This is a genomic window from Hymenobacter sediminis, assembly GCF_003231285.1.
GTDB lineage: Bacteria > Bacteroidota > Bacteroidia > Cytophagales > Hymenobacteraceae > Hymenobacter > Hymenobacter sediminis.
On the sequence record NZ_QKNS01000006.1, the window covers coordinates 54,808 to 77,007 of the forward strand.

The following is a 22,200-nucleotide window of genomic DNA, read 5'->3' on the forward strand; positions in this document are numbered from 1 at the left end:
ATAGCCGACCTAAGGTCGGCTATGTGCGTTTTAGGCTTAGAGCATTTTTGGCTTAATAAGGACTCCAGCGTCCTGGTTTTAGTTTTACACCCATGTCATCCACAGCCTGTCCCACCCTTCGTCAGCTTCTTTTTGTGCTCAACCCCATTTCGGGGGATATTGACAAAACAGAGCTCGAAACTACCGTCCGAACCTACTGCCAGGAGCGGGGGCGCTCGGCGTCGTTCTTCCATACTAGCGGCGACGATGATCTGGCCCGATTACGCAAGTATCTGGCTAACCATAGCTACGATGCTGTGTTTGCCGCCGGCGGCGACGGAACCGTGAGCCTGGTGGCCGAAGCCCTAACCGGCACTGAAATACCCTTAGGAATTATTCCGTTGGGCTCGGGCAACGGCTTATCGAAAGACCTTGGCATTCCGCAGGAAGTAGAGCAGGCCCTACGCCTCACCTGGGATTATGAGTTGCGCGTGGTAGACACGCTGCGGGTGGGCGGTAAGTTCTCGGCTCACTTGGCCGATCTGGGCTTTAACGCGCTGGTGGTAGAGCGATTCGACCAGGGCGATGCCCGTGGGCCCGCCGCCTACGTGCGCATTGCTACCCAAGAGTACGCGGCCTATGAACCCGCAACCTACCGCATTGAAACCGACCTGGAAACCTGGGAAGGCCCGGCGTTTATGCTAACAATAGCCAATGCCAATACCTTCGGTAGTAATGTCATCATCAACCCGGATAGTGAGCTGGACGATGGTCAGTTTGAAATTTGCCTGATTGAGCCCTTTCCGAACGTAGCGGCGCCGGGCCTGCTTTACCACTTGTACACCAACGACTTCGACCTCTCGGATTACACGCGGCGGCTGTGCTGCCGATGGGCCCGCATCAGCGTGCCGGGCCAAACAGAGGTGCGGGTGCAAGTAGACGGGGAACCGTGCCATTTGCCTACCCCAGTAGAGGTAGCCATTGCTCCACATAGCCTCCGCATCCTCGGTCCAGTGTTGGCTGAATAAGACTAACCCGAAGATTGAGGTAACTGAGTTAGCGCAGTCAGGGAGGGTAGGGAAGCGGGAACTACCGGCACTTTGGGCTCTAGCCGCAGCCGGAATACTTCTGACTGCGCGGGTTCCAGGGTCCGGAGCCAGGTTTCGCCCTGGGCGTACACATCTAGGCTAAAGAAGCCCTTGTACTCGTGCACAAACGTAGCCCGGCCACCTTTCTGCACGAACGCCGTTTTGCTGCCCGACCCACTTACCAAGTAATGCCCTTCTTTATAATTGAAGTACTGTAGATTGTGGTCGTGGCCGGCGGCGTAGATAACCCCCGGAAAATCCTGCAACACCCGGAGCAGGCGGCGGCGCATCTTACGGTAGCGCGGATGAGCCATGTCTTCGGCCGCGCCCACTACCCGGCGGTAGAGGGGTAGCAAGGAGCCGATAACCGGCAGGGGCACATAGGCCTGCTTGTGCACAGTAGTCAGCGGGAATACGTGCTGCTTGGCCGTAAACTTGCCTCCGTGCAGGGCATTAGAATACAGCGGGTGATGACCGGCTACTACTACCCGCTGATGACGATTGGCTTCCAGCAGGCGGCGCAACTCCCGGAAAGGCTCCTTGGCATCGGCGGCGGGCCTGGGGCCGGTTTGCACCCACCATTGGGTATTCAACACAATGAGCAGTAGCCCATCTGTAAGCTGCAGGGTAACCGGGCCGGGATGTCCATCAACTGGCAGGTAGTGGGCCTTGGGCAAATGCTCCCGCACGTAGGCCTCCTGGCGGCGCAGGTATTCCCAGCCATCGGGACGGCCCTTGTTCCAGTCGTGGTTACCGCTGAGCAGCACCACGTTTCCCGCAAAGCGCCCCAGCGTTGCCAGTAAGCTATTGAAGCGAGCTTCGGCGGCGGCGCGGCCCGGGTGCTCGGGGGCGGGCATTCCGGTAGGATAGACGTTGTCGCCGAGGATAATGACGGTGCCCGCAGGACCGGTTTCCTGCTGCCAGCTTTCCAGCAGGTTCAGAATCGGGTCCGTGCCATCAGTGGCCACGGCACCAGGGTCGCCAAGCAAGGCTACCCGGTGCAGGGGCTGTTCTGTTGGCAACTGGTGTTGCGCCCAGTTATTATAGGCCGGGGCTACGTAGGGCCGCCGCCGGTATTGCCGCTCCTGCCAGTAACGCCATAGCAGCCAGCCCATCAGCAAAAGGGCGGCAGCTCCTAATACATACAAAAGCAACATCAAATTGGGCACGGCAGCAGACTATACTCGGGTATACGTAGCTAGCTCGTCGGGGGCGAAAGAAAAAGCCTACCCCCCTAGAGCACGACTAAGTGAGGCAGACTTAAAAGGAGGGAGGCGTTAGGTTTTTGAAGTGACCATTAAGCCGCACCCGCTCCTTTAGCCGCTCGGTTTCCTGTAGCACCGGAAGCACATGCAGCAAATGGTCTAGCACCAGCTGTTGGCGCTCTACTTCCGTAACGGCCTCCAGCAGCTGATACTCCTGCTCTGTGCTGAAGCCCAGGTGGTGGGCAATGTCATACACGCGGAAATCGGGTGGCAAGTCCAGAAACAGGCGCCGTAGACCCAAAATATCATAAAGCTGCCGTACTAGTTCCTGGGTGCGCTCATGCAGCGCCACATCGGGGGTAGCATCGTCGGGCACGTCTTCCACCACTGCGCCGGCGTAAAGCTTATCGGGCAGTTGGCGGTAAAACTCCTCAATCCGGAAAACGCCTATAGCCTTGGTCTTAATGTCCATTTCGCCCGAGGGGTAGGTTTTTTCCACGCTTACCAGCCGCATTTCCGTGCCCAGGGTTGTCACCTCGTTGTTGAGGTAGGAAGGAATTCCGAAGGTGATACCTTCCTGCTGACAATCATGAATGAGCTGCCGGTAGCGCGGCTCAAAAATGTGCAGGTTGAGTTTCTCCCCTGGAAAAGCTACCAGGTTAAGTGGGAATAAGGCCAGCGTACGTGTCATAGGGTAATAACCGGAAAGCAAGTGAAATAGATACGGCAACCAGCAGCAGGGCGTGCCTGGGCCCTAAAATCTGCTACTTTTGCCCCGAAGCCCAAGCTTCAGCTTTTCCCTTTACGTTAGGTGCTTACTTCGTGACTGATTACCGGAAAACGGCCCGCCGCGCCGGGCGGATTGCCTTGCAAGTGGTTGCCGCGCTGTTTCTGACTACCATTGCCTGGGTGCTGATTTACCGCTGGGTAAGCCCGCCGGCCACCTGGCTGATGCTGGACCGCCGCGCCCACGCGCCCGTAGGAATGGGCTACCACGGTATCCGGGAGCAAGACCGCCGCATCAATTACGACTTCAAAACCTTGGATGAGGTTTCGCCCCACCTGCCGCTGGCGCTAGTGGCCGCCGAAGACCAGCGCTTCCTGATTCACCACGGTTTCGATGGCGACGCACTACTGAAAGCTGCCAAATCGAACCTGAGTGGGGGCAAGCAACTTCGTGGGGGTAGCACAATTTCGCAGCAGGTTGCTAAGAACGTGTTCTTATGGTCGGGGCGGAGCTACGTGCGCAAGGGAGCTGAAGCTTACTTTACCTTGCTGATTGAGTTACTCTGGGACAAGCGCCGCATCATGGAGATGTACATGAATGTGGCCGAAATGGGCGACTGTATTTTCGGGGCCGAAGCGGCTTCTCAGCAATACTTCCACAAATCAGCCAAGAAGCTGACGCCAGCCGAAGCGGCGTTGCTGGCGGGTGTGCTGCCTAATCCGTTGCGGTTCAGGGCCGGCAATCCGGGTCCGCAGGCCCGCGCCAAGCAAAAGCGCGTAATGCGCAACATGCGCCGACTAGGCGGTACTGCCTACGTGCGCGAACTGATGGAAAAATAGGGCGTGGCCAGCTAAGGTTGGGTTGCTGATAGGGGGTAGGAACCAGGCTTTGGTTTTGGCTTCTATCTTCCGGGCATGAAACGTTTCTTCCTGCTTCTTGCCATTCCGGTGCTGCTCAGCGCCTGCCGCACCTCTTCCACTCCACATGCACCGTCAGCCGCTGATGCAGCCACGGCCCGCCGCGACATAGCCCAGGTGCTGGCTACTCAAACCGCCGCTTGGAACCGCGGCGACGTGGCGGCCTTCATGCAGGGCTATTGGCAGAATGATTCTCTGGTGTTTATTGGGAAAAGCGGCCTTACGTATGGCTGGCAGCCTACCCTCGACAACTACCGCCGCAGCTACCCCAATGCGGCCACTATGGGCCAGCTCGACTTCACTAACCTCCGCATTCAGCTACTCAGCTCCGATGCCGCCCATGTTATCGGGCGCTGGCACTTGGCCCGCCTCACTGCTGGCGACCTGCAAGGGCATTTCCTGCTGGTGTGGCGCCGCATTGCCGGGAAATGGGTAATAATAGCCGACCATTCCAGTTAAGCGGTGAAAAGATGAACCGGAGTCATGGCGAGCAGTGGCTCGCCATCCGTCCTGCCCCCAATGTGCTACCCTCTGAAACGCGACAAGCCTTTACTTCCGTGCTGGAGGTAAAGGCTTGTCGCGTTATCTAGACTTATCGAATAAAGAGGACGGATAGCAGCGCACTGCTGGCCATGACCGCACACCCACTACTACTTCATAACCGGCTCGCCGGTACCTTCTCCGTCTAGCTCGGTATCGTCGTCCGCCGATTCATCTTTTTTCTTTTCCTGCTCCACAGCCGGAATAGCTTCCTGGAAGATCAGACCGGTAGCGGCGGCATGCTGGGCCGCCTCCACTGTATCCTGCACCAGCAGCATTTCCACTTTGTCGGAGCGAAGTTCTTCAGAGACTTGCTCAACCAGTGCAGCGCGGTCGGGACGATTTACGTCGCGGATGTAGATGGCCAGGATGCGGCCGGGGTGGCGGCGTACTACCTCGCGGTAAATGTTGGCATCTTCCTGGCCTGAGTCGCCGATGAGTACGAAGGGTAGGGTTGGGTAGGTCAGCAGCAGGTTGTCGATTTCCTTGAGCTTGTGGCCATGGTGCTCCGAGGCATCGGTGCTTTGCTTGCGCTTCAGGGCCATATCGCGCAGCAGCAGGGGTCCGGGCGGAATATCATTCAGGTTCAGGAAGTCTTCCAGCAAATCATACAGGTTCCAGGGCGAGCTGCTGACGTAGAAGAAGGGATTATTGCGCTTGCCATTACGCCCCACCTGCAACTGCCGGTAGAACTCGGCTACCCCTTTAAAGGGGAGGCGGGAGCGGGCATTGCGCAGCAGCACCGTGCGGGCCATGCGCAGCAAATCCGTGGCCGAGGTCTGAATTACCGTGTCGTCGAGGTCGGAAATAATGCCGTACTCCGCGTCGGCCGGCGGAATCAGCACCATGGCTTTTGTGTCGAGCTTTTCGGGGGTAGGGAAGGGCGCGGGGGCCTGCTGGAGTAGCACGTCCACGGGGTACCACAGAAAATCGACGGGCTCCGGGAGCAGCTTGGGCTCCAGGTTGAGGGTGAAGTAGCCTTCCTCATCCGTTACTACCAAGTGCTCGGAACCATCGGCGGGGCGTACCTGCAGTTGGGCCCCGCTGATTTCGTTGCTGTCGAAGCGGCGGTACATGTTCAGCAGGTTGTGCCAGCGCGAGTCAGTTGGGTCCGGCTCGCCGATACCTTTGTCCGTAAGTAGGCGGCCCTTCACATAAAGGCGGTTAGGAGTACCGTAGCTACGGTACGAAAGCAGCTGGAGCGGATGAAGCAGGCCCAGGCGGGCGCGGGCGCGCGTCAGGGCGTCATCAGCCCGTTCGGCCCAGCTGCTGAGTTTGTCGAGTAGAGGCATCGGGCGTAAAGAAAGCAGAAACGAAGCCTTCCTTACGCAAGCTGGGCCTTTGCATGTTGCGCGGGGGTAGGAATTTTGCTTTGCCCAGAAAACAAAACAGGCTCCCGACCTAAGCCAGGAGCCTGTTTTAAATGGCGGATACTGATTACAAAGCGCTTTTCAGCGTGTTGAAATCGTTGCTGTTGGCCGTGCGGTTGCGGCAGCCCATCTGGTCGGCTTTACTTTGGATGTTCTGAATGCGGGAGCCAGGGTTGGGGTGGGTGCTCAAGAACTCGGGGGTAGCAGCCTGCCCTTCCTTTTCAGCCTTGATGAAGAAGCCGGCGGCTCCGTCGCAGGCGTAGTAGTTGGTACCGTTCAGGTATTCTACCGAGTACGCATCGGCCTCCGTTTCGTAGTCGCGGCTGAACTTGAGCTGACCCAGGCTGGCGGCTACGTCAACCAGCGTGTTCTCATTTTCACCCAGCAGCAAACTCAGCAGCACACTGATGCCGTACTGGTTCTGAAGCTGGCGGGAAGTGTGGCGACGGTCGGCGTGGGCAATTTCGTGGCCCAGCACGCCAGCCAGCTCGGTTTCGTTGTCGAGGTACTTAATCAGGCCTGAGTACACGTAGATGTGCCCGCCGGGGGTAGCAAAGGCGTTCTGCACCTGGTCATCCTTGATGATTTTAACGTCCCAGGGGAAGTCGTTGCGGTACTGCAGCTTGCCATTATCGAGGACGCGGGTAACAATGCGGCCCAGGGCGGCATAGGCGGTAGGGTTACTGCCAGCTTCCAGCAGCTGGCCCTTGGCGCGGAACGTCGAGTCGGTTTCAGCGGCTACTTTTTCGCCGAGGGCTTTATCATCTTCCACCGAAAACAGCAGAACCCCGTCGCCATCTTTCGAGCAGGAAGAAACGGTGCCAAGAGAAACTATAAGGCCGAGAAGCAGCCAGGGTTTGAGCAAAAAACGACGCATAAAACGCGAAAGAAAGGATGTAAGAAAGAGTGTCGGTGCCAGCCCTATAGAAAAAACAGTGCCAGAACAGGCAGGCTCCTAACGGCTTTTTCAAACAAGATGTTGCTTCTACGCGGTTTAAAGCTAGTTTTAGAGGGTATACTGCGGAGTATCAGTTGGAAAGAATGTGTATCAGCAACCTGGCTTTCTGCTAAAAGTGAAAAGCAGTCCGCCGCCGGTTTGCCCTGCCATTTCGGTCAGGCAAGGGGGTAGGCAGCAGCGGCACCGTAGCCGGAGGGGTAAAGGCCACAGTAGCCTCATCGTTTCAGGGGCAGCTTGCGTAGAGAGGAAACCGCCCGCTAGTGTAGCCAGCGGCTTTTGAACCTGAACTATGTCTGTTACTACCACCGCCCGCCCGAAAACCCGCAAAAAGAAGCTGGAGCCTCTGGAAGAAGCTCATATTCTCTACAAAGACCCTGCTCGCCAAGCCGAGTTGGCTGGGCTGCGCTACCTCACCGATACCAAGCCCGGCCTGACCCGCGAAGCTACTGCCACGGGTGAGTTTCGCTACCTCACGGCTAAAGGCGAACCCGTGGAAGATGAAAAGACGCTGGAGCGCATCCGCAGCTTCGTGATTCCGCCGGCCTGGACGGAGGTCTGGATTTCACCCTCACCCAACAGCCATCTGCAGGTAACCGGCCGCGACGCCAAGGGCCGCAAGCAGTACCTCTACCACGCGGCCTGGGACCAAGCCCGCGCCCTCACCAAATTCAGCCGCCTGCGGGCCTTCGGCGAAAAGCTGGCCGAGCTGAGGATGCAGCTACATAAAGACCTAGGCCGTCCCGCACTGGATAAGCGCAAGGTAATTGCGCTGGTCTTGACCCTCATGGACCAGTCCTTTATTCGCATTGGGAATAAGGAGTACGCCAAAAAGAACAAAACCTATGGCCTTACTACCCTGCGCGACAAGCATGTGCAGGTGAGCGGGGCCGATGTGCGCTTCAGCTTTGTGGGCAAGAAGGGGGTAGCCCACGACCTCACCATCCACGACCGGAAGCTGGCCCGTCTGGTGCAGAAATGCAAGGAAATACCTGGCCAGCACCTGTTTCAGTACTACGCCCCTGACGGGCACCGCGAAGAGCTGGAATCGGGCGACGTGAACGACTACCTGCACGAAGTAACCGGCATGAACCTTTCGGCCAAGGACTTCCGCACCTGGGGTGGCACCGTGAAAATGGTGGAGGCCCTAGAACGGGTAATCGACGAAGAGCCGGAGTTTCCGAAGCCCAAGTCTTTGAAACGAGCTTTAAAAGATGTGGCCGAGAACCTGGGCAATACGCCAAGCGTGTGCTCCAAATACTACATCCATCCGCAGGTAGTAGAGCTGTTCAACTCCAATCAGCTCATCGACTACCTGCGCCGCCACGACGCTGACCCCAACGAAAACGACCTGCTAACTCCCACCGAGCACATGGTGCTGGAAATGCTGCAGGAGCTGGAAGCGGCTAAACAGTAAGCAAAGGGTCATAGCGCGGAACCGAGGTTATTCTTCTCGGCCATCCTACCCCCTATAAATGAGACAAGCCCTTGACGTGTGGGCATCAAGGACTTGTCTCATTTATAGGGGTGGGGTGCTGGTAGAATAGCGTCGCTGCCCTCGTGTTGTGCATTTATCTGCCTGAACCGTCACGGTCGAAGGCGTGCGGTTTAACGCTGTGTTCGGTGCGGTTCTTGAGTTCGGGGCCGATTCCTAGCTCGTTGTTGCGGCGCGTGTCATAGAAGCGGGTACGCTTGCGCCAGCCACCCACGCGCGACGAATCCTGCACTAGGTCGGAGCCGGGGCCACCGTAGATGTCCAAGAAGGGTGAACGGCGCACCTGGCCCGATACAATAAACTCGTCCTTGCCCTGCAGGCCATGCAGCACGACTGTGCGCGTATTGGCCGGATTGAAGCTGCGCTGATAGAGCAGCAGCGGCTTTGTCTGGCCCTCTTTGCCCGGAATTTGATACACCGATACTACGGTAGCTGTATCGGAGCGGCGCTCTACCACGAAACGCTCATTCTGATCGGTGCCGGCTACTACCACTTGGCGGGCCTTCAAGGCATAAAATTCGTCGGCTACCTGGGGTAAGTTAGCCCGGCGGGCGCGGAGAGCTTTCTCCAGCTGCGGACCTTGCTTACGATATACCTCGGCCGGCAAGCCCTGGCGCACGGCTCGTGCAATAACCTCATCGGTGAGGCGGGTTTGCAAATCGAGGGCAGTACGGCGGTAGGCAGGCTGGCTTACTTCGGCCAGGGCCCGCTCATCAATAAAGCTGGCGTTGCGGGTGTAGCCTTCGGTGCTTTGGTAGCGTGGCCCGAAGGTCCGGAACTTGCTTACCAGCTTGCTGATAACCCACGGAATAATGCCATCATCAAACCGGAAAAACACCTGGTCCCGATCCTGGGGCACGGGCCGCCAGAGGGTTTGGCCGGCCGGCTGGGGGTAGGCGGCCCAGCTCCATTGCCCCTCATGTCGGTCCCAGTCGCCCAGCCAGATGTCCAGCAGGCGGGCCCGCAGAAAAGCCTCTCCGTCGAGCTTATGGCCGGGGGTAGCGTACAGCTCGGCCAGCACATCATCTGACTCTTCCAGCTCCGTGGCCCCCGCAACAGGTCCGAAGATATTCTGCTTGCCCTCGAATTTTTCTTCCAGCATCACCACTTTGCCCTGAAACCGTTCCGAGGCATCTCCCAGCCCTACCTCATCGGCCCTGATGTAGAAAGGGCGCGGGGTGGTGTGCGGCACGCCAGCGGCTTCGGCCAAGGGCGGCACCACAAAGGCTCCGTAAGGCATGCCCGCCGAAGTAGCATCGCGCACTGCCGTCAGCACAAAGCCTTGGCGCAATACTTTGGGTAGGGTGCGGTACGGATCTTTGTCGATGGTGCGCAGGGCGTAGTTGCGGCCCGAAGGCGTAACCAGCGTTACGCTCGTGGTCTGGAAGCCGCCACCCATCTTGCTGAACTTCACCCCGCCAGGTACTACGCTTTGGGGCTTGAGTATGGGTAGGGTTACAGGCTGCACCCAACTGGGCCGGTGGTGGGTGCCCAGCAGCAGGCGGCCCAGCGGCCCCCGGTGGTAATGTCGCCCGGCAGTTACCCGGGCGCTGTCGGCGGCCGCTGGCAGGGGCGTGGTGAAATCAACCCGGGCATCGGGCTGGAAGTAGGTTTCCCGGCCGCAGGCCGCGGCGGCGAAAAGCAGCAGAAGACTGGAGTAACGAAGATTCATGAAGGGCGAAAAGACGCGGCTAGGCTCCTTGAACGCAACTCCCGCAGAAAAGTACATGCTCCGCAGTACAACCGCTACCGCTCGGTTTGCGCTATAAGGGCGGCGGTCCGAGAACGGCCGGCATTTCTTCGATTGTAATTTTAGGTTCCGTGCCCTTCTTTCCTCGTGTGTTTCTGCCGGCTCGCAGGTCGGCAGCGGTAGTTTCTGGGTTATTGCTAATGTCGTGCTCGGCCCCGGCACAACGCCCAGCTCCAGCCGTTGCCACCATCCGCCCCGATTCTACCGTGCTGGTGGCGGCCGGACCTCAGTACGAGCGAGGCGCGTTGTACCGCTTTTTCTGGGGCACCCACTACCGGGCGCTATGGTCGTTGCCGGTTACGGTACCCGTGTTTAACCTGCGCACTGCTGTGCCGGGTGGTCTGACACCAGTCCGGGAAGGCGGCTCTTTTCAAACTAAAAACCTGCGGCTGGTAGACCGCAACGGCGTGCAATACGTGTTGCGCTCCGTGGATAAAGATGCTACCAAGGCCCTGCCCGAAAGCCTACAGAATGGCCCGGTAGGCCGCCTAATGAAGGACCAGACTAGCGTAATTCACCCGTACGGAGCCTACATTGTGCCACCCCTGGCTAAGGCAGCCGGCATCTATCATACCAATCCGCGCCTGGTGTACGTGGCCGACGATCCGGCTTTAGGCGAGTTTCGGGAAGGTTTCGCTAACGCATTATATCTGTTTGAAGAGCGGCCCGAGGGCGACCAGCGTGCGGTGGGAAGTTTTGGATTCTCCAGCCAGGTAGTAAGCTCCCGGCAGGCCTTTACCAACCTTATGGCCAGCTCACAGTACCAAGTAGACGCTCGGCAGTACCTGCGCAGCCGCCTGTTTGATATGTGGCTCGGCGATTGGAGCCGCCGCGAAGACCAGTGGCGCTGGGCCAGCTTCCCGGCGGTGGCTGGCGGTACAGTGTACCGTGCAATTCCCCGCGACCGTGACCATGCATTCTTTAAGTTTGACGATGGCCTGCTGACCCACATGATTGGGTGGGTGAAAACAAACTACCAGAGCTTTCACGAGAAAATACGCCTCGCGGATGTGGAGGGCCTCAATAAGGCCGCCCGCCCCATGGACAAATCGTTGCTGCCCTACCTGACCCAGCAGGACTTTCAGCAGATTGCCGACTCTTTGCGCAGCTCCCTGTCTGACGCCGTAATTGCAAGGTCCCTAGCGGTGTGGCCCCCAGAAGTGCAGCAGTTGGCCGCCGACGAGTTTGCCCGGAAGCTGCGCAGCCGCCGGGAGCAACTGCCCGCCGTAGCAGCAAAGTTTTATACACTTCTCAATCAGGATGTAGAGCTGCCGGGCACCGATGAGGCTGAGCGGTTTGTGTTAGAAGCTGTAGCGCCCCGTAAGGTGCGGGTGCAGGTGTACCGCCTCACACCCCAGGGCACCACCCTCCTGCATGAGCGCACCTTCAGCAGCCCCGAAACCCGTTCTATAAAACTGTTCGGGTTGGGCGGAAATGATGCGTTTGAACTGCGCGGCAACCTAGACCCTCGCTTTAAAATCGGGATTTACGATGGTGCCGGGCAGGATTTGCTGGAAACCACACCTACCCCCAATCAGCACCGCAACCGCCTGACCATTTACGATAATCAAGATGGTAATACCTTGCGGGTAGGCAAAACGGATGTGGAAAAATACCAGCCGCGCGCCGATGAGTTCAACGGAGCCGGCTGGTTGCTGCGTCACCGGTTATACTGAGAAAGAAGGGTAGACACCTATTGGCCTTCGTCAACAACTAAGAGGTAGCCGTGCGGTTAAAGTCTAGCCACTGCATGGCTTTTCCTTCATCTCCAAACAGGCTTAGTTGGTACCCCTCGTGCAGTTGTGGTCGCTGGGCGAGTTCAGCCAGGGGGGGAGCCGGCATACTATTAAATTGCCAGGTAGCCGCCACAAGGCAAGCTAGCTGAATAGGAGAGGGCAGGCGTTGAGTGAGGGTAGGCAGATAGGAGCTAGCCAGCCAGTGCACCATACTTTCATCGGCCAGCACTCGCCGTCTGGCATCTACTAACCAGCAGGAAGCCGCGTAGCGCTGGGCTTCGGCGAGTGCCTGGAGGTAGCCCTGCTGGAGTTCTTGTTGGGTTACGTCGCGTAACCACCGGATCACTAAAACGCGTAAATCAGATCGAAAAAGGATGGTAAACGCGGGGGGTAATGAATGCATATGTAGCCCAGCTACGAAACCTAAACAGGAAGGTTACGTATCAAGGTGATATTTTTCGCAAATTTTTTATCAGGTAATTGACTACTAGCTACGCTAGCAAAGCCCATTTGCAACTGCCTGATACATCTTGTTCTTGAGGTTTCTACTTCAGCATAATGCTCACGTTTCCCGCTCCTGACTATCTTAGTCTGACTTATCGCAACGACCTGAATTTCTTGGTGGTTCGGTGGCTGCGGCCCGTAACGGGAGACGAAACTCGGGCGGGCTATGCATTAATTCTGGCTACGGCAAAGCAGTGCGACTGTCCGTATTGGCTGCTGGATGGACGCCGCCGACAACCCGCTGACGCAGAAACCACCCGGTGGGGACTCACGGAGTTTTTTCCGTCTCTTAGCGCCACCATGGGTCGTCGGGTATTTCTCAGTCAGCTCCTCTCGCCTATGTATCAGCAACTGACGGAGGCCATGCCGGCCTTCAGCATTGCAGAAACGGACTCCGCCCGAACCTATTATATGCGCCGCTTCAACGATGAAAATCACGCAGTACAGTGGCTGCAGCAACAGCAGCGCGCTAGTGCCACTCCCTAAATTCAGGAGCCCGACGGATAGGCCGGAAAGCTAGTGCTTGGTAGCATGGGTTCATCGCGCCAGTGTTGGGCCCAACCACGAGCAGCCTCAGCAGTAGCGAAGTAAGCAGTAGCTAATGGGGTTAGGCCTTCCGTGTGGCGCATAATCTGAGCAATGCCTATGCGGCTGCCACTGTCGCCGAGCTCCACTACCGCCAGCCGCCGTACTCCCAGCCGGGCGAAGCGTGGAAACCACTCCTCATAAATCCACTGCTGGTCAGGGAATACAATAGTTTGCAGATTCTTCATATTGCCAATCCAGGCTCTAATCTGCAACTCCTCGGCATACTGCAGGCCTGCCGTCAATCCGTCGCGGAGCTGCTGGCCACTAACGGGGTGTGTCCACTCTAGCTCCAGAAGCCGGTTAGCCGGGTCGTGGTGTATTAGCAGGTAGGAAGATTCGTAGACATTGACCATACATCTTCAGGTTGCCAACAGCGAACGGTCGCTTACCTGAAGATAGCAGTTTGGCTATATAATACAACCTTAAAAACAGTTGCCTACCTCCGAGTTAACGGTAAACCTAAGCGGGATTCTTAAACACCTTCACTTTGTCTTTGTGCTTGGTGCGCAGGTACTGCCGAATGATCTGCTGGACATCTTTATTGTCGTTGTAGCGCGTAATAGCGTCAACAAAGTCGGGTAGGCGGCGGGCCGTGAAGGTGTCATCTACATAGCCAAAGCCCAAGTAGCGCCCGTTTTCCACCACCACAATGCTTTTCTCGTCTGGGCGGCGACCGGCACCGGTAATCACAAAGGTGCCATGCTCGTAGGTAAACGACTCAATGGCCGCTTCTACGCGTTGGTTATATTCTTCGGCCGGTTCCAACCCGATGCAGGCCCCCTTGCAGCGGTGTACCTGATAATCAAAGCAAGAGCCGGTGGTTTTGTACAGGTCGCAAAGCTTCTGACACAGGTTGAACTTGGCTACCTTATGAAACAGGAAGCCCTTGGCCTTATACTGGTTGCCTAACGCAATCAGTGGGTGCGACTGCGCATGGTCATCGGCACGGCCGTAGTAGAGGTGCTTGTAACCGTTCTCATCAGTGCGCAGGAAGATGCCAGCCGGAAACACTGAGCGGCGCTGCGCCCGGTTGTACAGGGGTTTCAGCCGCTTTATCTCGTGCGACTCGTAGAGCAACGCTACCAGCTCCGAGCCCGTCAGCTCCCAGGTAATATCCGAAATGGAGTTCTTGAACTCGATGCTCTTACGCGACTTGTAATCGACGGCAAAGTGCTGTTGAATCCGCTTATAGATGTTGATACTCTTGCCGACGTAAATAACTTCTCCCTGCTCATCGTGGAAGTAGTATACTCCTGCCTCTTGGGGTAGGGAAGCTACTTTCTCCGGGGTGATATTGGGGGGTAGCAATGCCGTGCGAATAGCTTCCTGTACGGCCTTGATCTTGCGGGCTGATGGCTGCTTGGTGGGCGCTGCCGTAGTGGCAGCTGCAGGCCGCCGGCCCGAAGGCGCGTTAGCATCTACCGCCGCCAGCGTTTCGGCGGGGCTAAGGCCGGGTGCCTGAAGGGCTTCTTCCTGCTGACTGATCTTGAGCAGCCGCCCAAATAGAATAGCGGTAGCAGCGGCGTCGCCGGTAGCGCGGTGCCGGTCATTGAGCGGAATTCCGATGTTCTGGCAGAGCTTACCCAGGCTGTAGCTAGGTTGTCCTGGCATAAGGGAGCGGCTCAGGCGCACAGTGCACAGCGTTTTGCGCGAGTAGTTGTAGCCTAGGTCCGCAAACTCCTTTTTCAGAAAGGAATAATCGAAGCGCACATTGTGAGCCACGAACACGCAGCCCTCCGTTATTTCCACAATCCGGCGCGCTACCTCATGAAACTTGGGTGCGTCGCGCACCATATCATCGGTGATGCCGGTGAGTTGGGTGATGAAAAAGGGGATAGGCCGGCCCGGATTCAGCAGGGTGCTGAACTCGTCCACCACCTTTTCCCCATCGTGGATATAAATGGCTATTTCCGTAATGCGGTCCTGCGCGGGCTGCCCTCCGGTAGTCTCAAGGTCAATGATAGCGTACAAACGAGGCGCGGAATCAGGTAAACAAATGTGCTAATCCTATTGGTAACAAAGATAGGCCCCCGGAAGGTTGCATAGGGTAGGAAGCTCCTAACGCATACCGATTACGCGAAGCCTGAAAACAAAAAAGCCCGCCAAATGAGGCGGGCTTTTCGTAATAAAGTCGGCTGAAAGCCTAGCGGGCGCCTTTCTGCTGGGTAACCCAGTTTTTAGCCGAAAGAATTTCGCTGTGTTGCTTCTGGAGCACGTTGCGGGCTTCGGCAGGCAGCTCAGAAGCTTTCAGAGCCGTTTCATACGACTGCAGTGCCACGGCATCGCCGGTTTCGCACTCACCCAGAATGGCGCTGTCGTCTTGGCCCGTAATGGCCGATTTGATGTTAATCCAGCCGCGGTGTACGGCGGCAGCGGCGTCAGCTACTAAGCCTTCTACTGTATTGCCTTGCTCCGGATTAATGCCATACTGCTGGGCGTGCTGCGAAAGCTCGGAAGCAAACTGAGCGCGCTGCTGGCTGAACTGGCTGAACTTTGCTTTCAGATCAGCGCTGCTAGCACCTTCGGCAGCTTCCTGGTAACCTTTAGCGGCGGTTTTATTGATTTCTACGAGGTCGTTGTAAGCGCGGGCAGTATCGCCGGTTATAGTGGCCATGATCAAGAATTTTGAATGAAAGGAAAGAGATTTATATGTCCTTGAGTAGGGGACAGATGGGCTTTTATACCCTGTCTGGGCTGTGCAGGTTGCCTTTCCCAGATTATAAAATTTCGGTTGTCAGAGTTTTGCGCTGGCCTCTTGCTAAAAAAGAATCCCCCGCCGGTAAAAGCCGACGGGGGATTCAAAAGGATGCCGTATAGCTAGGCCTGTTAGGTTGCCTTACCCGTCACGCGACTCCAAAGTCGGCTAATAAAGCCCGGTTGCTTTTCACCGGCTTTTGTGGAGTTTTCGCCTTCTGCTGTGTCGCCGAGCAGGAAGCCCCACGGCTCCGTTACCTTGTTAGCGTCCAGCACCACCTTAATTACAGCCATCAGAGGAATGCTCAAAATCATGCCTGGTGTGCCCCATAGCTCATTGCCCAAAATCAGGGCGAGGATAGCAGCCAGCGGGTTGATGCTCACCTGTGAGCCGGTAATCATGGGGGTAATAAAGTTGCCCTCCAGAAACTGTACCACCACAAACACCCCAATTACCAGGGCAGCCTGCACAATGGAGCCCGTTTCTACCAGCGTAATAATAGCCGGGATAGTGGCCCCGATCATGATGCCGATGTAAGGAATGACGGCCAGTACCGAGGCGAAAATGGCAAAGAACACCGCGAATTTTACCCCCAATGCTACCAGCCCGATGCCATTGAGTACTGCCACGATGATAATCACCTTTACCAGGCCCGAAATATAGGCCTGCACCACCGTCTGAATGTTATCAACGGTGTGCAATACAGCCGTACGCTTGTCAGGCGCCACAAAGCGGAACATAAACTGCCGCAGATGGTCACGGTATAGCAGCAAGCAGAAGATGTAGATAAACACCTGCAGAATGTTGCTTAGGGCCGAGGTAGTAGTGTTAAGTGTGGTGCCCAGGTACGTACCGCCCGATTTTTTAAGAGCCTTCAGCGTCGAGTCCTTTACCTCTTCAATGCTCATAGGCTGGTAGCCAAACCGCTGGTGTGCCCACTCCTGAGCCGAGTTGAAGAACTCCATGGTTTTAGTTTGCAGCTTGGGTATCTCGCTTTTGAACTGGGCTAGCTGTGAGCCAAAGCCCAGTACTACTCCAACCACAATCAGCACCAGCAGCAGCAAGCACACAATAATTGCGAGTACCCGGGGTAGGCCTTTCAGCTCCAGCCACCGGCAGATGGGTAGTAGCAGCAACGAGAAGATGCCCGAGAAAACAAAGGGTAGCAGCACATCATCTAAAACGCGCAGAGAATACACCAGCAGCACTGCCCCAATCATGAGGAAAGCAAATTGAACTACCGGGGCCTGCCTCACCTCCGGATTGGGTTTGTGGCCCGAAGGAGGCAAATGATGTTGGGTAACGGGAGGAAGCATATTGCTAAGGAAATTGGTAAAACAAAGGAAGTGAAAGCAAAGGTGTTGACAGATTTTGTCGGGTTTTATGGGAACAATCCGGCACGCTGCTGGGTTGGTAAATGAAATTTTGCTAACTTGAATAGCGAAAGAAAGACGCGGAAAAGGCCAATTTTCTGCGTTATTTTACCTCAAATTTGATTACCCGATTTCATGGCTGAAGAACAAGTACCCGCCGCTACCCCCGACCACGGCTACACCGAAGACAGCATCCGCTCCCTCGACTGGCGTGAGCACATCCGTCTGCGCCCCGGCATGTACATCGGTAAGCTCGGGGACGGCTCCAGCTACGATGATGGTATTTACGTGCTCGTGAAGGAAGTGATTGACAACTCCATCGATGAGCACGTCATGGGCCATGGCCGCACCATCGATATTAAGATTTCGGACAGCCGCGTACAGGTACGGGACTACGGGCGCGGCATCCCGCTGGGCAAGGTGGTAGAGGTAGTAAGCAAGATTAACACGGGCGGTAAATACGACTCCAAAGTGTTCCAGAAGTCTGTGGGCTTAAACGGGGTAGGCACCAAAGCGGTTAACGCGCTCAGCAACTACTTTTTAGTGCAGAGCGTGCGCGAAGGCATGATGAAGTCGGCGGAATTTTCGCAGGGTGTTCTTACCAGTGACCCTAAGCCGGTGAAAACCAGCCAGCGCAACGGTACGCTGATGACCTTTCAGCCCGACGATTCTATTTTCCGCAACTACCGCTTCATCCCGGAGTACCTGGAAAATCAGATCTGGAATTACGTTTATCTGAACGCCGGCCTGACCATTAACTTCAATGGCCAGAAGTACTACTCTGAGAACGGCCTGCTGGATTTGCTGGCCCGCAAAGCTGACCCTGAGAGCCTGCGCTACCCCATTATCCACCTCAAAGGTCCGGATATTGAGTTAGCCCTGACCCACGGTAATGACTACGGCGAGGAGTATTACTCCTTCGTAAACGGCCAGTACACTACCCAGGGCGGTACGCACCTTGCTGCTTTCCGCGAGGCGGTAGTGAAAACCGTGCGTGAGTTCTACAAGAAAGAGTATGATGCCGCCGATATCCGCAGCTCCATTATTGCAGCCATTTCCGTGCGCGTGCAGGAGCCGGTGTTCGAATCGCAGACCAAAACCAAGCTAGGTTCCATCAACATGGGGCCCGATGGGCCTACGGTGCGCGGTTTCGTAGTCGATTTCCTGAAAGAGCACCTCGATAACTACCTGCACAAAAATCCGGCGGTAGCTGAGGCCCTGCGCAAGCGCATTGAGCAAAGCGAGCGGGAGCGGAAAGACATGGCGGGCGTGAAGAAGCTGGCTAACCAGCGCGCCAAAAAAGCCAACCTGCATAACCGTAAACTCCGCGACTGCCGCCTGCACCTGGGCGAAACAAAGGATGCGGAGAAAGAACTGCTTACTACCCTCTTCATTACCGAGGGTGATTCGGCCTCAGGCTCCATCACCAAAAGCCGTAACGTAGAAACGGAAGCCGTTTTCTCCCTGCGCGGAAAGCCCCTGAACTGCTTTGGGCTGAAAAAGAAAATAGTGTACGAGAACGAGGAGCTAAACCTGCTTCAGCACGCGCTCAATATCGAGGAAGGTATTGAAAATCTGCGTTATAACCGGGTCGTAATTGCCACTGATGCTGACGTGGATGGTATGCACATTCGGCTATTGCTGCTCACCTTTTTCCTGCAGTTCTTCCCCGATTTGGTGCGCAATGGCCACGTTTTCATTCTGGAAACGCCGCTGTTCCGTGTCCGCAACAAGAAGACGACGATCTACTGCTACAATGAGCAGGAAAAGCAGGCTGCCATGCGCAAGCTGGGCCGTAACCCCGAGGTGACCCGCTTCAAAGGCTTGGGTGAAATCTCGCCCGACGAGTTCGGCAAATTCATCGGCGACAACATCAAACTGGAGCCTGTCATTCTGCAGTCCGACCGCTCTATTCAGCAAGTTCTGAATTACTACATGGGCAAGAATACTCCGGCTCGTCAGGAATTCATCATTGAAAACCTGCGTTTGGAGAAAGATCTGGTGACTTCCGACGTGCTGCCCATGGAGGAAGTAGCGGAAGCCGATTTAGCCTAACGGCAAAGCAATTGCCGGGCGCGCTTCAGCCGCCTAAAAAGAAGAGTTTAACCTTCTGCTACCCCTGGGAGCAGGAGAGAGGTACAAGAACAATAATCGTGGCAAGCGCCACACCCTACTGTGTCAGAAGAGACGAACCCCCACGACCCGAACCAGGACGAGCAGCCGAACACCTTCGGGGCCGGCGACTCCTTTGAGTTCGGGGCCGAGTCGGCTACGCCGGCGGATGCTGCTGTGCCCTCTGAGTCTGAAGAGGATACTACCCAACTGGTTGTAAGCGAAACCGGCGAGCTATTGCTGGCTGAGTCTGGCGCCGATGTGGACGCCGTAACCGAGCCCGAGCCAGTTACGGAAGAAACGGAGGAGGAGCCCAAATTCGCTCCCGGCGAAACCATCCACGATGTAGCCACGGTGAATGGCATGTACCAGAACTGGTTTCTGGACTATGCTTCCTACGTGATTCTGGAACGCGCCGTGCCCGCCATTGAGGACGGGTTGAAGCCTGTGCAGCGCCGCATTCTGCACGCTATGAATGAGATGGATGATGGCCGCTTCAACAAAGTAGCCAACGTCATCGGCCAGACCATGCAGTATCACCCCCACGGTGACGCCTCCATCGGCGACGCCATCGTGAACCTGGGGCAGAAAGATCTGCTCATTGAAACCCAGGGTAACTGGGGTGACATCCGGACGGGGGATGGAGCTGCTGCTGCGCGTTACATTGAAGCTCGCTTGAGCAAATTTGCTCTGGATGTGGTGTTTAATCCTGACATCACGGAGTGGCAAATGAGCTACGATGGTCGCAAGCGCGAGCCCACCACGCTACCCGTAAAGTTTCCGTTGCTGCTGGCGCAGGGGGTAGAAGGCATTGCCGTAGGTCTAAGCACCAAGATTATGCCCCACAACTTCCGCGAGTTGTGCAAGGCATCTATCGACGTGCTGCGGGGTAGGGAAATTCAGTTGTTCCCCGACTTCCCGACCGGTGGCCTCTGCGACGTATCGAACTACAATGGCGGTCTGCGTGGGGCCAAAATCCGCTTGCGCGCTACCATTGAGAAGGTCGATAAGACTATGCTTGTGATTCGCGACATTCCTTACGGCACCACCACCACGGCGCTGATGGAAAGCATCGTGAAGGCCTCGGAAGCGAATAAAATCAAGATCAAGAAGGTAGTCGATAACACGGCCGCTGAGGTTGAAATTCAGGTGCACTTGCCCGCGGGCGTGTCGCCGGACCTCACCATGGACGCGCTCTATGCCTTCACTGACTGCGAAATCAGCATTTCGCCCAACACCTGCGTGATTATCGAGGATAAGCCGCGCTTTGTGGGGGTAGAGGACATGCTGCGCCTGAGCACCCAAAAAACGGTGCGTCTGCTGGAGCGCGAGCTAGAAATCCGCCAGGAAGAGCTGCAGGAGAAGTGGCATTCGGCCTCATTGGAAAAGATCTTCATCGAGAACCGCATCTACCGCAAAATTGAGGAATGCGAAACCTGGGAGGAGATTCTGCAGACCATTGATGCCGGCCTGAGAAAGTTCGTGCGCGTTGAAGGTGAAAAGCAGAAGGCCAATGATACCCGCATTGTGCTGCGTCGCCCGCTCACTGAGGATGACCTGACCCGCCTAACCGAAATCCGCATCAAGCGTATCTCTAAGTACGACGGCTTCAAGGCTGATGAGTACATTCAGAAGCTGGAAACGGAGCTAGCGGAAGTGGCCGACCATCTGGCCAACATTGTTCGCTACGCCATCCAGTACTTCGAAGGCTTGTTGAAAAAGTATGGAGCAGGCCGAGAGCGGAAAACGCAGCTGCGTACGTTTGATGTAGTAACGGCCCAAAAAGTAGCCATTGCGAACCAAAAGCTCTACGTGAACCGCCAAGATGGTTTCGTGGGCTTTGGGCTCAAGAAAGACGAGAAGGCCGAGTTCGTGTGCGACTGCTCTGATTTGGACGACATCATCGCCATCCGGCGCGACGGTACCTTCATGGTGTCTAAAATTGCCGAGAAGACCTTCATCGGTAAGGACATCCTGCACGTCGGCGTATACAACAAGAACGACGACCGGCTGGTGTACAATATGATTTACCAGGACGGCGCCTCGGGTATTGCCTTCGCCAAGCGCTTCCTTGTAACTGGCATCACCCGCGACAAAGTCTACGATCTGACCAAAGGCACGAAGGGCACCAAAACGCTCTACCTCACTGCTAACCCCAACTCCGAGTCGGAGATTGTGAGCGTGCAGCTTTCCGACAAAGCTCCAGCCCGGGTAAAGCAGTTTGACTTTGATTTCGCCGAGCTGGCTATCAAAGGCAAAGGCTCCATGGGTAATATCGTGACCAAGCAGCCCATCAAGAAGATCACCCGCAAAGCCGTGGGCGACTCAACTCTGGGCGGGCGCGAAGTATTTTTCGATGCGGTGGTGGGGCGCTTCAACCACGCCGGTCACGGCCGCTACCTCGGTACTTTCGATACCGAAGATACCCTGCTGGTAGTGTACAAGGATGGGTCGTACGAAGTGCGCCTGCCCGACTTGGCGTGGCACGCCGATGTTCCCAACATCGTGCTGCTCCGTAAGCTAGAGCCCGAAACCGTTATCAGCAGCGTGTATGTAGAGGGCGAATCGAAAACCCACTTCGTTAAACGGTTTAAGATTGAAACCAGCACCCTGGAAAAGCGCTTTATCTTCATATCGGAAACCAAAGGTTCGAAGCTGCTATGTGCGACTTGCCATACCGAGCCTCAGGTAGAAGTAAAGCTTCAGCGCGACAAAAAGGCCGATAAGGAAACCGAGAAGTTCCACCTCCACGAGTTCATCGATGTGAAAGGGTGGAAAGCTATGGGCAACAAGCTCAACTACTTCAAGGTGCACGCGGTAACGCTGCTCACTGATGAAGGTCCGGAGCCGGAACGCCGGGTAGTAGCTAAAAAGCGCGGACCTGCTACCATCCCGCGCCCAGCAGCTACCCCCGACGCTGCTGCCAACGAGAACGAGCCCCTGCCCGAGCTAACCGGTCCCGTTGAAATATCGGAAGCCGATGTTGCCCAGGCCCAGGCCGTGCTTAAAACTCCTAAGTCGCAGCTGAAGCTGTTCTAAATACAGTACTGCATTGAAAAAGGCTGACCCAGAGGGCCAGCCTTTTTCAATGCATGGGGGGTAGGGCTTGCTGGGTAGGGTGAGGTTGCGGGCAAATAAGGGGGTAGGGTACTATGGGGCGCGGCCA

18 protein-coding genes are annotated in these 22,200 nt (G+C 56.3%); 8 read left to right on the top strand and 10 right to left on the bottom strand.

Annotated features, from left to right (window positions below; translation table 11 throughout):
* The first annotated feature begins 92 nt into the window (after positions 1-92).
* Positions 93-1,007 (top strand): diacylglycerol/lipid kinase family protein, encoded by a 915-nt coding sequence (locus tag DNI29_RS16130; protein WP_110979164.1) that lies wholly within the window; start codon positions 93-95, stop codon positions 1,005-1,007.
* 2 nt (positions 1,008-1,009) lie between these two features.
* Here DNI29_RS16130 and DNI29_RS16135 read toward each other — a convergent pair whose 3' ends face one another.
* A complete protein-coding gene (locus DNI29_RS16135) occupies positions 1,010-2,182 on the bottom strand; it encodes a metallophosphoesterase (RefSeq protein WP_238388123.1) in 1,173 nt (390 codons plus the stop codon).
* A gap of 145 nt (positions 2,183-2,327) precedes the next feature.
* Positions 2,328-2,963 carry an LON peptidase substrate-binding domain-containing protein gene (locus DNI29_RS16140; protein ID WP_110979166.1) on the bottom strand — a complete coding sequence of 212 codons (636 nt, stop codon included), beginning with the start codon at positions 2,961-2,963 and terminating at the stop codon, positions 2,328-2,330.
* Between the two features lie 131 nt (positions 2,964-3,094).
* On the opposite strand from DNI29_RS16140, the gene mtgA reads away from it, so the two are divergent.
* Both mtgA and DNI29_RS16150 read left to right on the top strand, forming a co-directional pair.
* On the top strand, positions 3,095-3,838 hold the full coding sequence (gene mtgA, locus DNI29_RS16145) for a monofunctional biosynthetic peptidoglycan transglycosylase (RefSeq protein ID WP_110979167.1): 744 nt from the start codon (positions 3,095-3,097) through the stop codon (positions 3,836-3,838).
* A 75-nt stretch (positions 3,839-3,913) separates the two neighbouring features.
* Positions 3,914-4,375 carry a YybH family protein gene (locus DNI29_RS16150; protein ID WP_110979168.1) on the top strand — a complete coding sequence of 154 codons (462 nt, stop codon included), beginning with the start codon at positions 3,914-3,916 and terminating at the stop codon, positions 4,373-4,375.
* Between the two features lie 191 nt (positions 4,376-4,566).
* On the opposite strand, the gene DNI29_RS16155 is transcribed toward DNI29_RS16150, so the two are convergent.
* Positions 4,567-5,748, bottom strand: a complete 1,182-nt coding sequence (locus DNI29_RS16155) for an App1 family protein phosphatidate phosphatase (RefSeq protein WP_110979169.1) — start codon at positions 5,746-5,748, stop codon at positions 4,567-4,569.
* A 145-nt stretch (positions 5,749-5,893) separates the two neighbouring features.
* Positions 5,894-6,703: a M48 family metalloprotease gene (locus tag DNI29_RS16160; RefSeq protein ID WP_110979170.1), complete on the bottom strand. Its 810-nt coding sequence runs from the start codon at positions 6,701-6,703 to the stop codon at positions 5,894-5,896.
* A 370-nt stretch (positions 6,704-7,073) separates the two neighbouring features.
* Between DNI29_RS16160 and DNI29_RS16165 the strand changes: the two genes are divergently transcribed.
* Positions 7,074-8,198: a DNA topoisomerase IB gene (locus DNI29_RS16165; RefSeq protein ID WP_110979171.1), complete on the top strand. Its 1,125-nt coding sequence runs from the start codon at positions 7,074-7,076 to the stop codon at positions 8,196-8,198.
* 154 nt (positions 8,199-8,352) lie between these two features.
* Here the strand turns inward: DNI29_RS16165 and DNI29_RS16170 are convergent, their stop codons facing one another.
* A complete protein-coding gene (locus DNI29_RS16170; protein ID WP_110979172.1) occupies positions 8,353-9,948 on the bottom strand; it encodes a hypothetical protein in 1,596 nt (531 codons plus the stop codon).
* A 218-nt stretch (positions 9,949-10,166) separates the two neighbouring features.
* Between DNI29_RS16170 and DNI29_RS16175 the strand changes: the two genes are divergently transcribed.
* On the top strand, positions 10,167-11,702 hold the full coding sequence (locus DNI29_RS16175; RefSeq protein ID WP_110979173.1) for a hypothetical protein: 1,536 nt from the start codon (positions 10,167-10,169) through the stop codon (positions 11,700-11,702).
* A 37-nt stretch (positions 11,703-11,739) separates the two neighbouring features.
* Here DNI29_RS16175 and DNI29_RS16180 read toward each other — a convergent pair whose 3' ends face one another.
* On the bottom strand, positions 11,740-12,108 hold the full coding sequence (locus DNI29_RS16180; RefSeq protein ID WP_110979174.1) for a hypothetical protein: 369 nt from the start codon (positions 12,106-12,108) through the stop codon (positions 11,740-11,742).
* Between the two features lie 212 nt (positions 12,109-12,320).
* Here DNI29_RS16180 and DNI29_RS16185 point away from each other — a divergent pair, with 212 nt between their 5' ends.
* Positions 12,321-12,752 (top strand): hypothetical protein, encoded by a 432-nt coding sequence (locus DNI29_RS16185; RefSeq protein ID WP_110979175.1) that lies wholly within the window; start codon positions 12,321-12,323, stop codon positions 12,750-12,752.
* A gap of 2 nt (positions 12,753-12,754) precedes the next feature.
* Here the strand turns inward: DNI29_RS16185 and DNI29_RS16190 are convergent, their stop codons facing one another.
* The 4 genes from DNI29_RS16190 to DNI29_RS16205 all read right to left on the bottom strand — a co-directional run bounded on the left by DNI29_RS16190 (position 12,755) and on the right by DNI29_RS16205 (position 16,865).
* Positions 12,755-13,207: a hypothetical protein gene (locus DNI29_RS16190; protein ID WP_110979176.1), complete on the bottom strand. Its 453-nt coding sequence runs from the start codon at positions 13,205-13,207 to the stop codon at positions 12,755-12,757.
* 106 nt (positions 13,208-13,313) lie between these two features.
* Positions 13,314-14,825 (bottom strand): exonuclease domain-containing protein, encoded by a 1,512-nt coding sequence (locus DNI29_RS16195; RefSeq protein ID WP_110979177.1) that lies wholly within the window; start codon positions 14,823-14,825, stop codon positions 13,314-13,316.
* Positions 14,826-14,997: 172 nt separating this feature from the next.
* Positions 14,998-15,468, bottom strand: a complete 471-nt coding sequence (locus DNI29_RS16200) for a ferritin-like domain-containing protein (RefSeq protein WP_110979178.1) — start codon at positions 15,466-15,468, stop codon at positions 14,998-15,000.
* Between the two features lie 212 nt (positions 15,469-15,680).
* The gene (locus DNI29_RS16205) at positions 15,681-16,865 is read right to left on the bottom strand and encodes an AI-2E family transporter (RefSeq protein ID WP_110979179.1); all 1,185 of its coding nucleotides are present in this window, start codon (positions 16,863-16,865) and stop codon (positions 15,681-15,683) included.
* Between the two features lie 192 nt (positions 16,866-17,057).
* On the opposite strand from DNI29_RS16205, the gene DNI29_RS16210 reads away from it, so the two are divergent.
* Both DNI29_RS16210 and DNI29_RS16215 read left to right on the top strand, forming a co-directional pair.
* Complete coding sequence (locus tag DNI29_RS16210) at positions 17,058-18,977, top strand: DNA topoisomerase IV subunit B (protein WP_110979180.1); 1,920 nt, start codon at positions 17,058-17,060, stop codon at positions 18,975-18,977.
* Positions 18,978-19,295: 318 nt separating this feature from the next.
* Positions 19,296-22,073: a DNA gyrase/topoisomerase IV subunit A gene (locus DNI29_RS16215; RefSeq protein ID WP_438834630.1), complete on the top strand. Its 2,778-nt coding sequence runs from the start codon at positions 19,296-19,298 to the stop codon at positions 22,071-22,073.
* Positions 22,074-22,200: the final 127 nt, after the last annotated feature.

Bases quoted from the DNA above. Each gene is read 5' to 3' on its own strand.
- DNI29_RS16130 (WP_110979164.1), top strand. From the start codon at position 93: ATGTCATCCACAGCCTGTCCCACCCTTCGTCAGCTTCTTTTTGTGCTC.
- DNI29_RS16135 (WP_238388123.1), bottom strand. From the start codon at position 2,182: ATGGGCTGGCTGCTATGGCGTTACTGGCAGGAGCGGCAATACCGGCGG.
- DNI29_RS16140 (WP_110979166.1), bottom strand. From the start codon at position 2,963: ATGACACGTACGCTGGCCTTATTCCCACTTAACCTGGTAGCTTTTCCA.
- DNI29_RS16150 (WP_110979168.1), top strand. From the start codon at position 3,914: ATGAAACGTTTCTTCCTGCTTCTTGCCATTCCGGTGCTGCTCAGCGCC.
- DNI29_RS16155 (WP_110979169.1), bottom strand. From the start codon at position 5,748: ATGCCTCTACTCGACAAACTCAGCAGCTGGGCCGAACGGGCTGATGAC.
- DNI29_RS16160 (WP_110979170.1), bottom strand. From the start codon at position 6,703: ATGCGTCGTTTTTTGCTCAAACCCTGGCTGCTTCTCGGCCTTATAGTT.
- DNI29_RS16165 (WP_110979171.1), top strand. From the start codon at position 7,074: ATGTCTGTTACTACCACCGCCCGCCCGAAAACCCGCAAAAAGAAGCTG.
- DNI29_RS16170 (WP_110979172.1), bottom strand. From the start codon at position 9,948: ATGAATCTTCGTTACTCCAGTCTTCTGCTGCTTTTCGCCGCCGCGGCC.
- DNI29_RS16175 (WP_110979173.1), top strand. From the start codon at position 10,167: ATGTCGTGCTCGGCCCCGGCACAACGCCCAGCTCCAGCCGTTGCCACC.
- DNI29_RS16185 (WP_110979175.1), top strand. From the start codon at position 12,321: ATGCTCACGTTTCCCGCTCCTGACTATCTTAGTCTGACTTATCGCAAC.
- DNI29_RS16190 (WP_110979176.1), bottom strand. From the start codon at position 13,207: ATGGTCAATGTCTACGAATCTTCCTACCTGCTAATACACCACGACCCG.
- DNI29_RS16200 (WP_110979178.1), bottom strand. From the start codon at position 15,468: ATGGCCACTATAACCGGCGATACTGCCCGCGCTTACAACGACCTCGTA.
- DNI29_RS16205 (WP_110979179.1), bottom strand. From the start codon at position 16,865: ATGCTTCCTCCCGTTACCCAACATCATTTGCCTCCTTCGGGCCACAAA.
- DNI29_RS16210 (WP_110979180.1), top strand. From the start codon at position 17,058: ATGGCTGAAGAACAAGTACCCGCCGCTACCCCCGACCACGGCTACACC.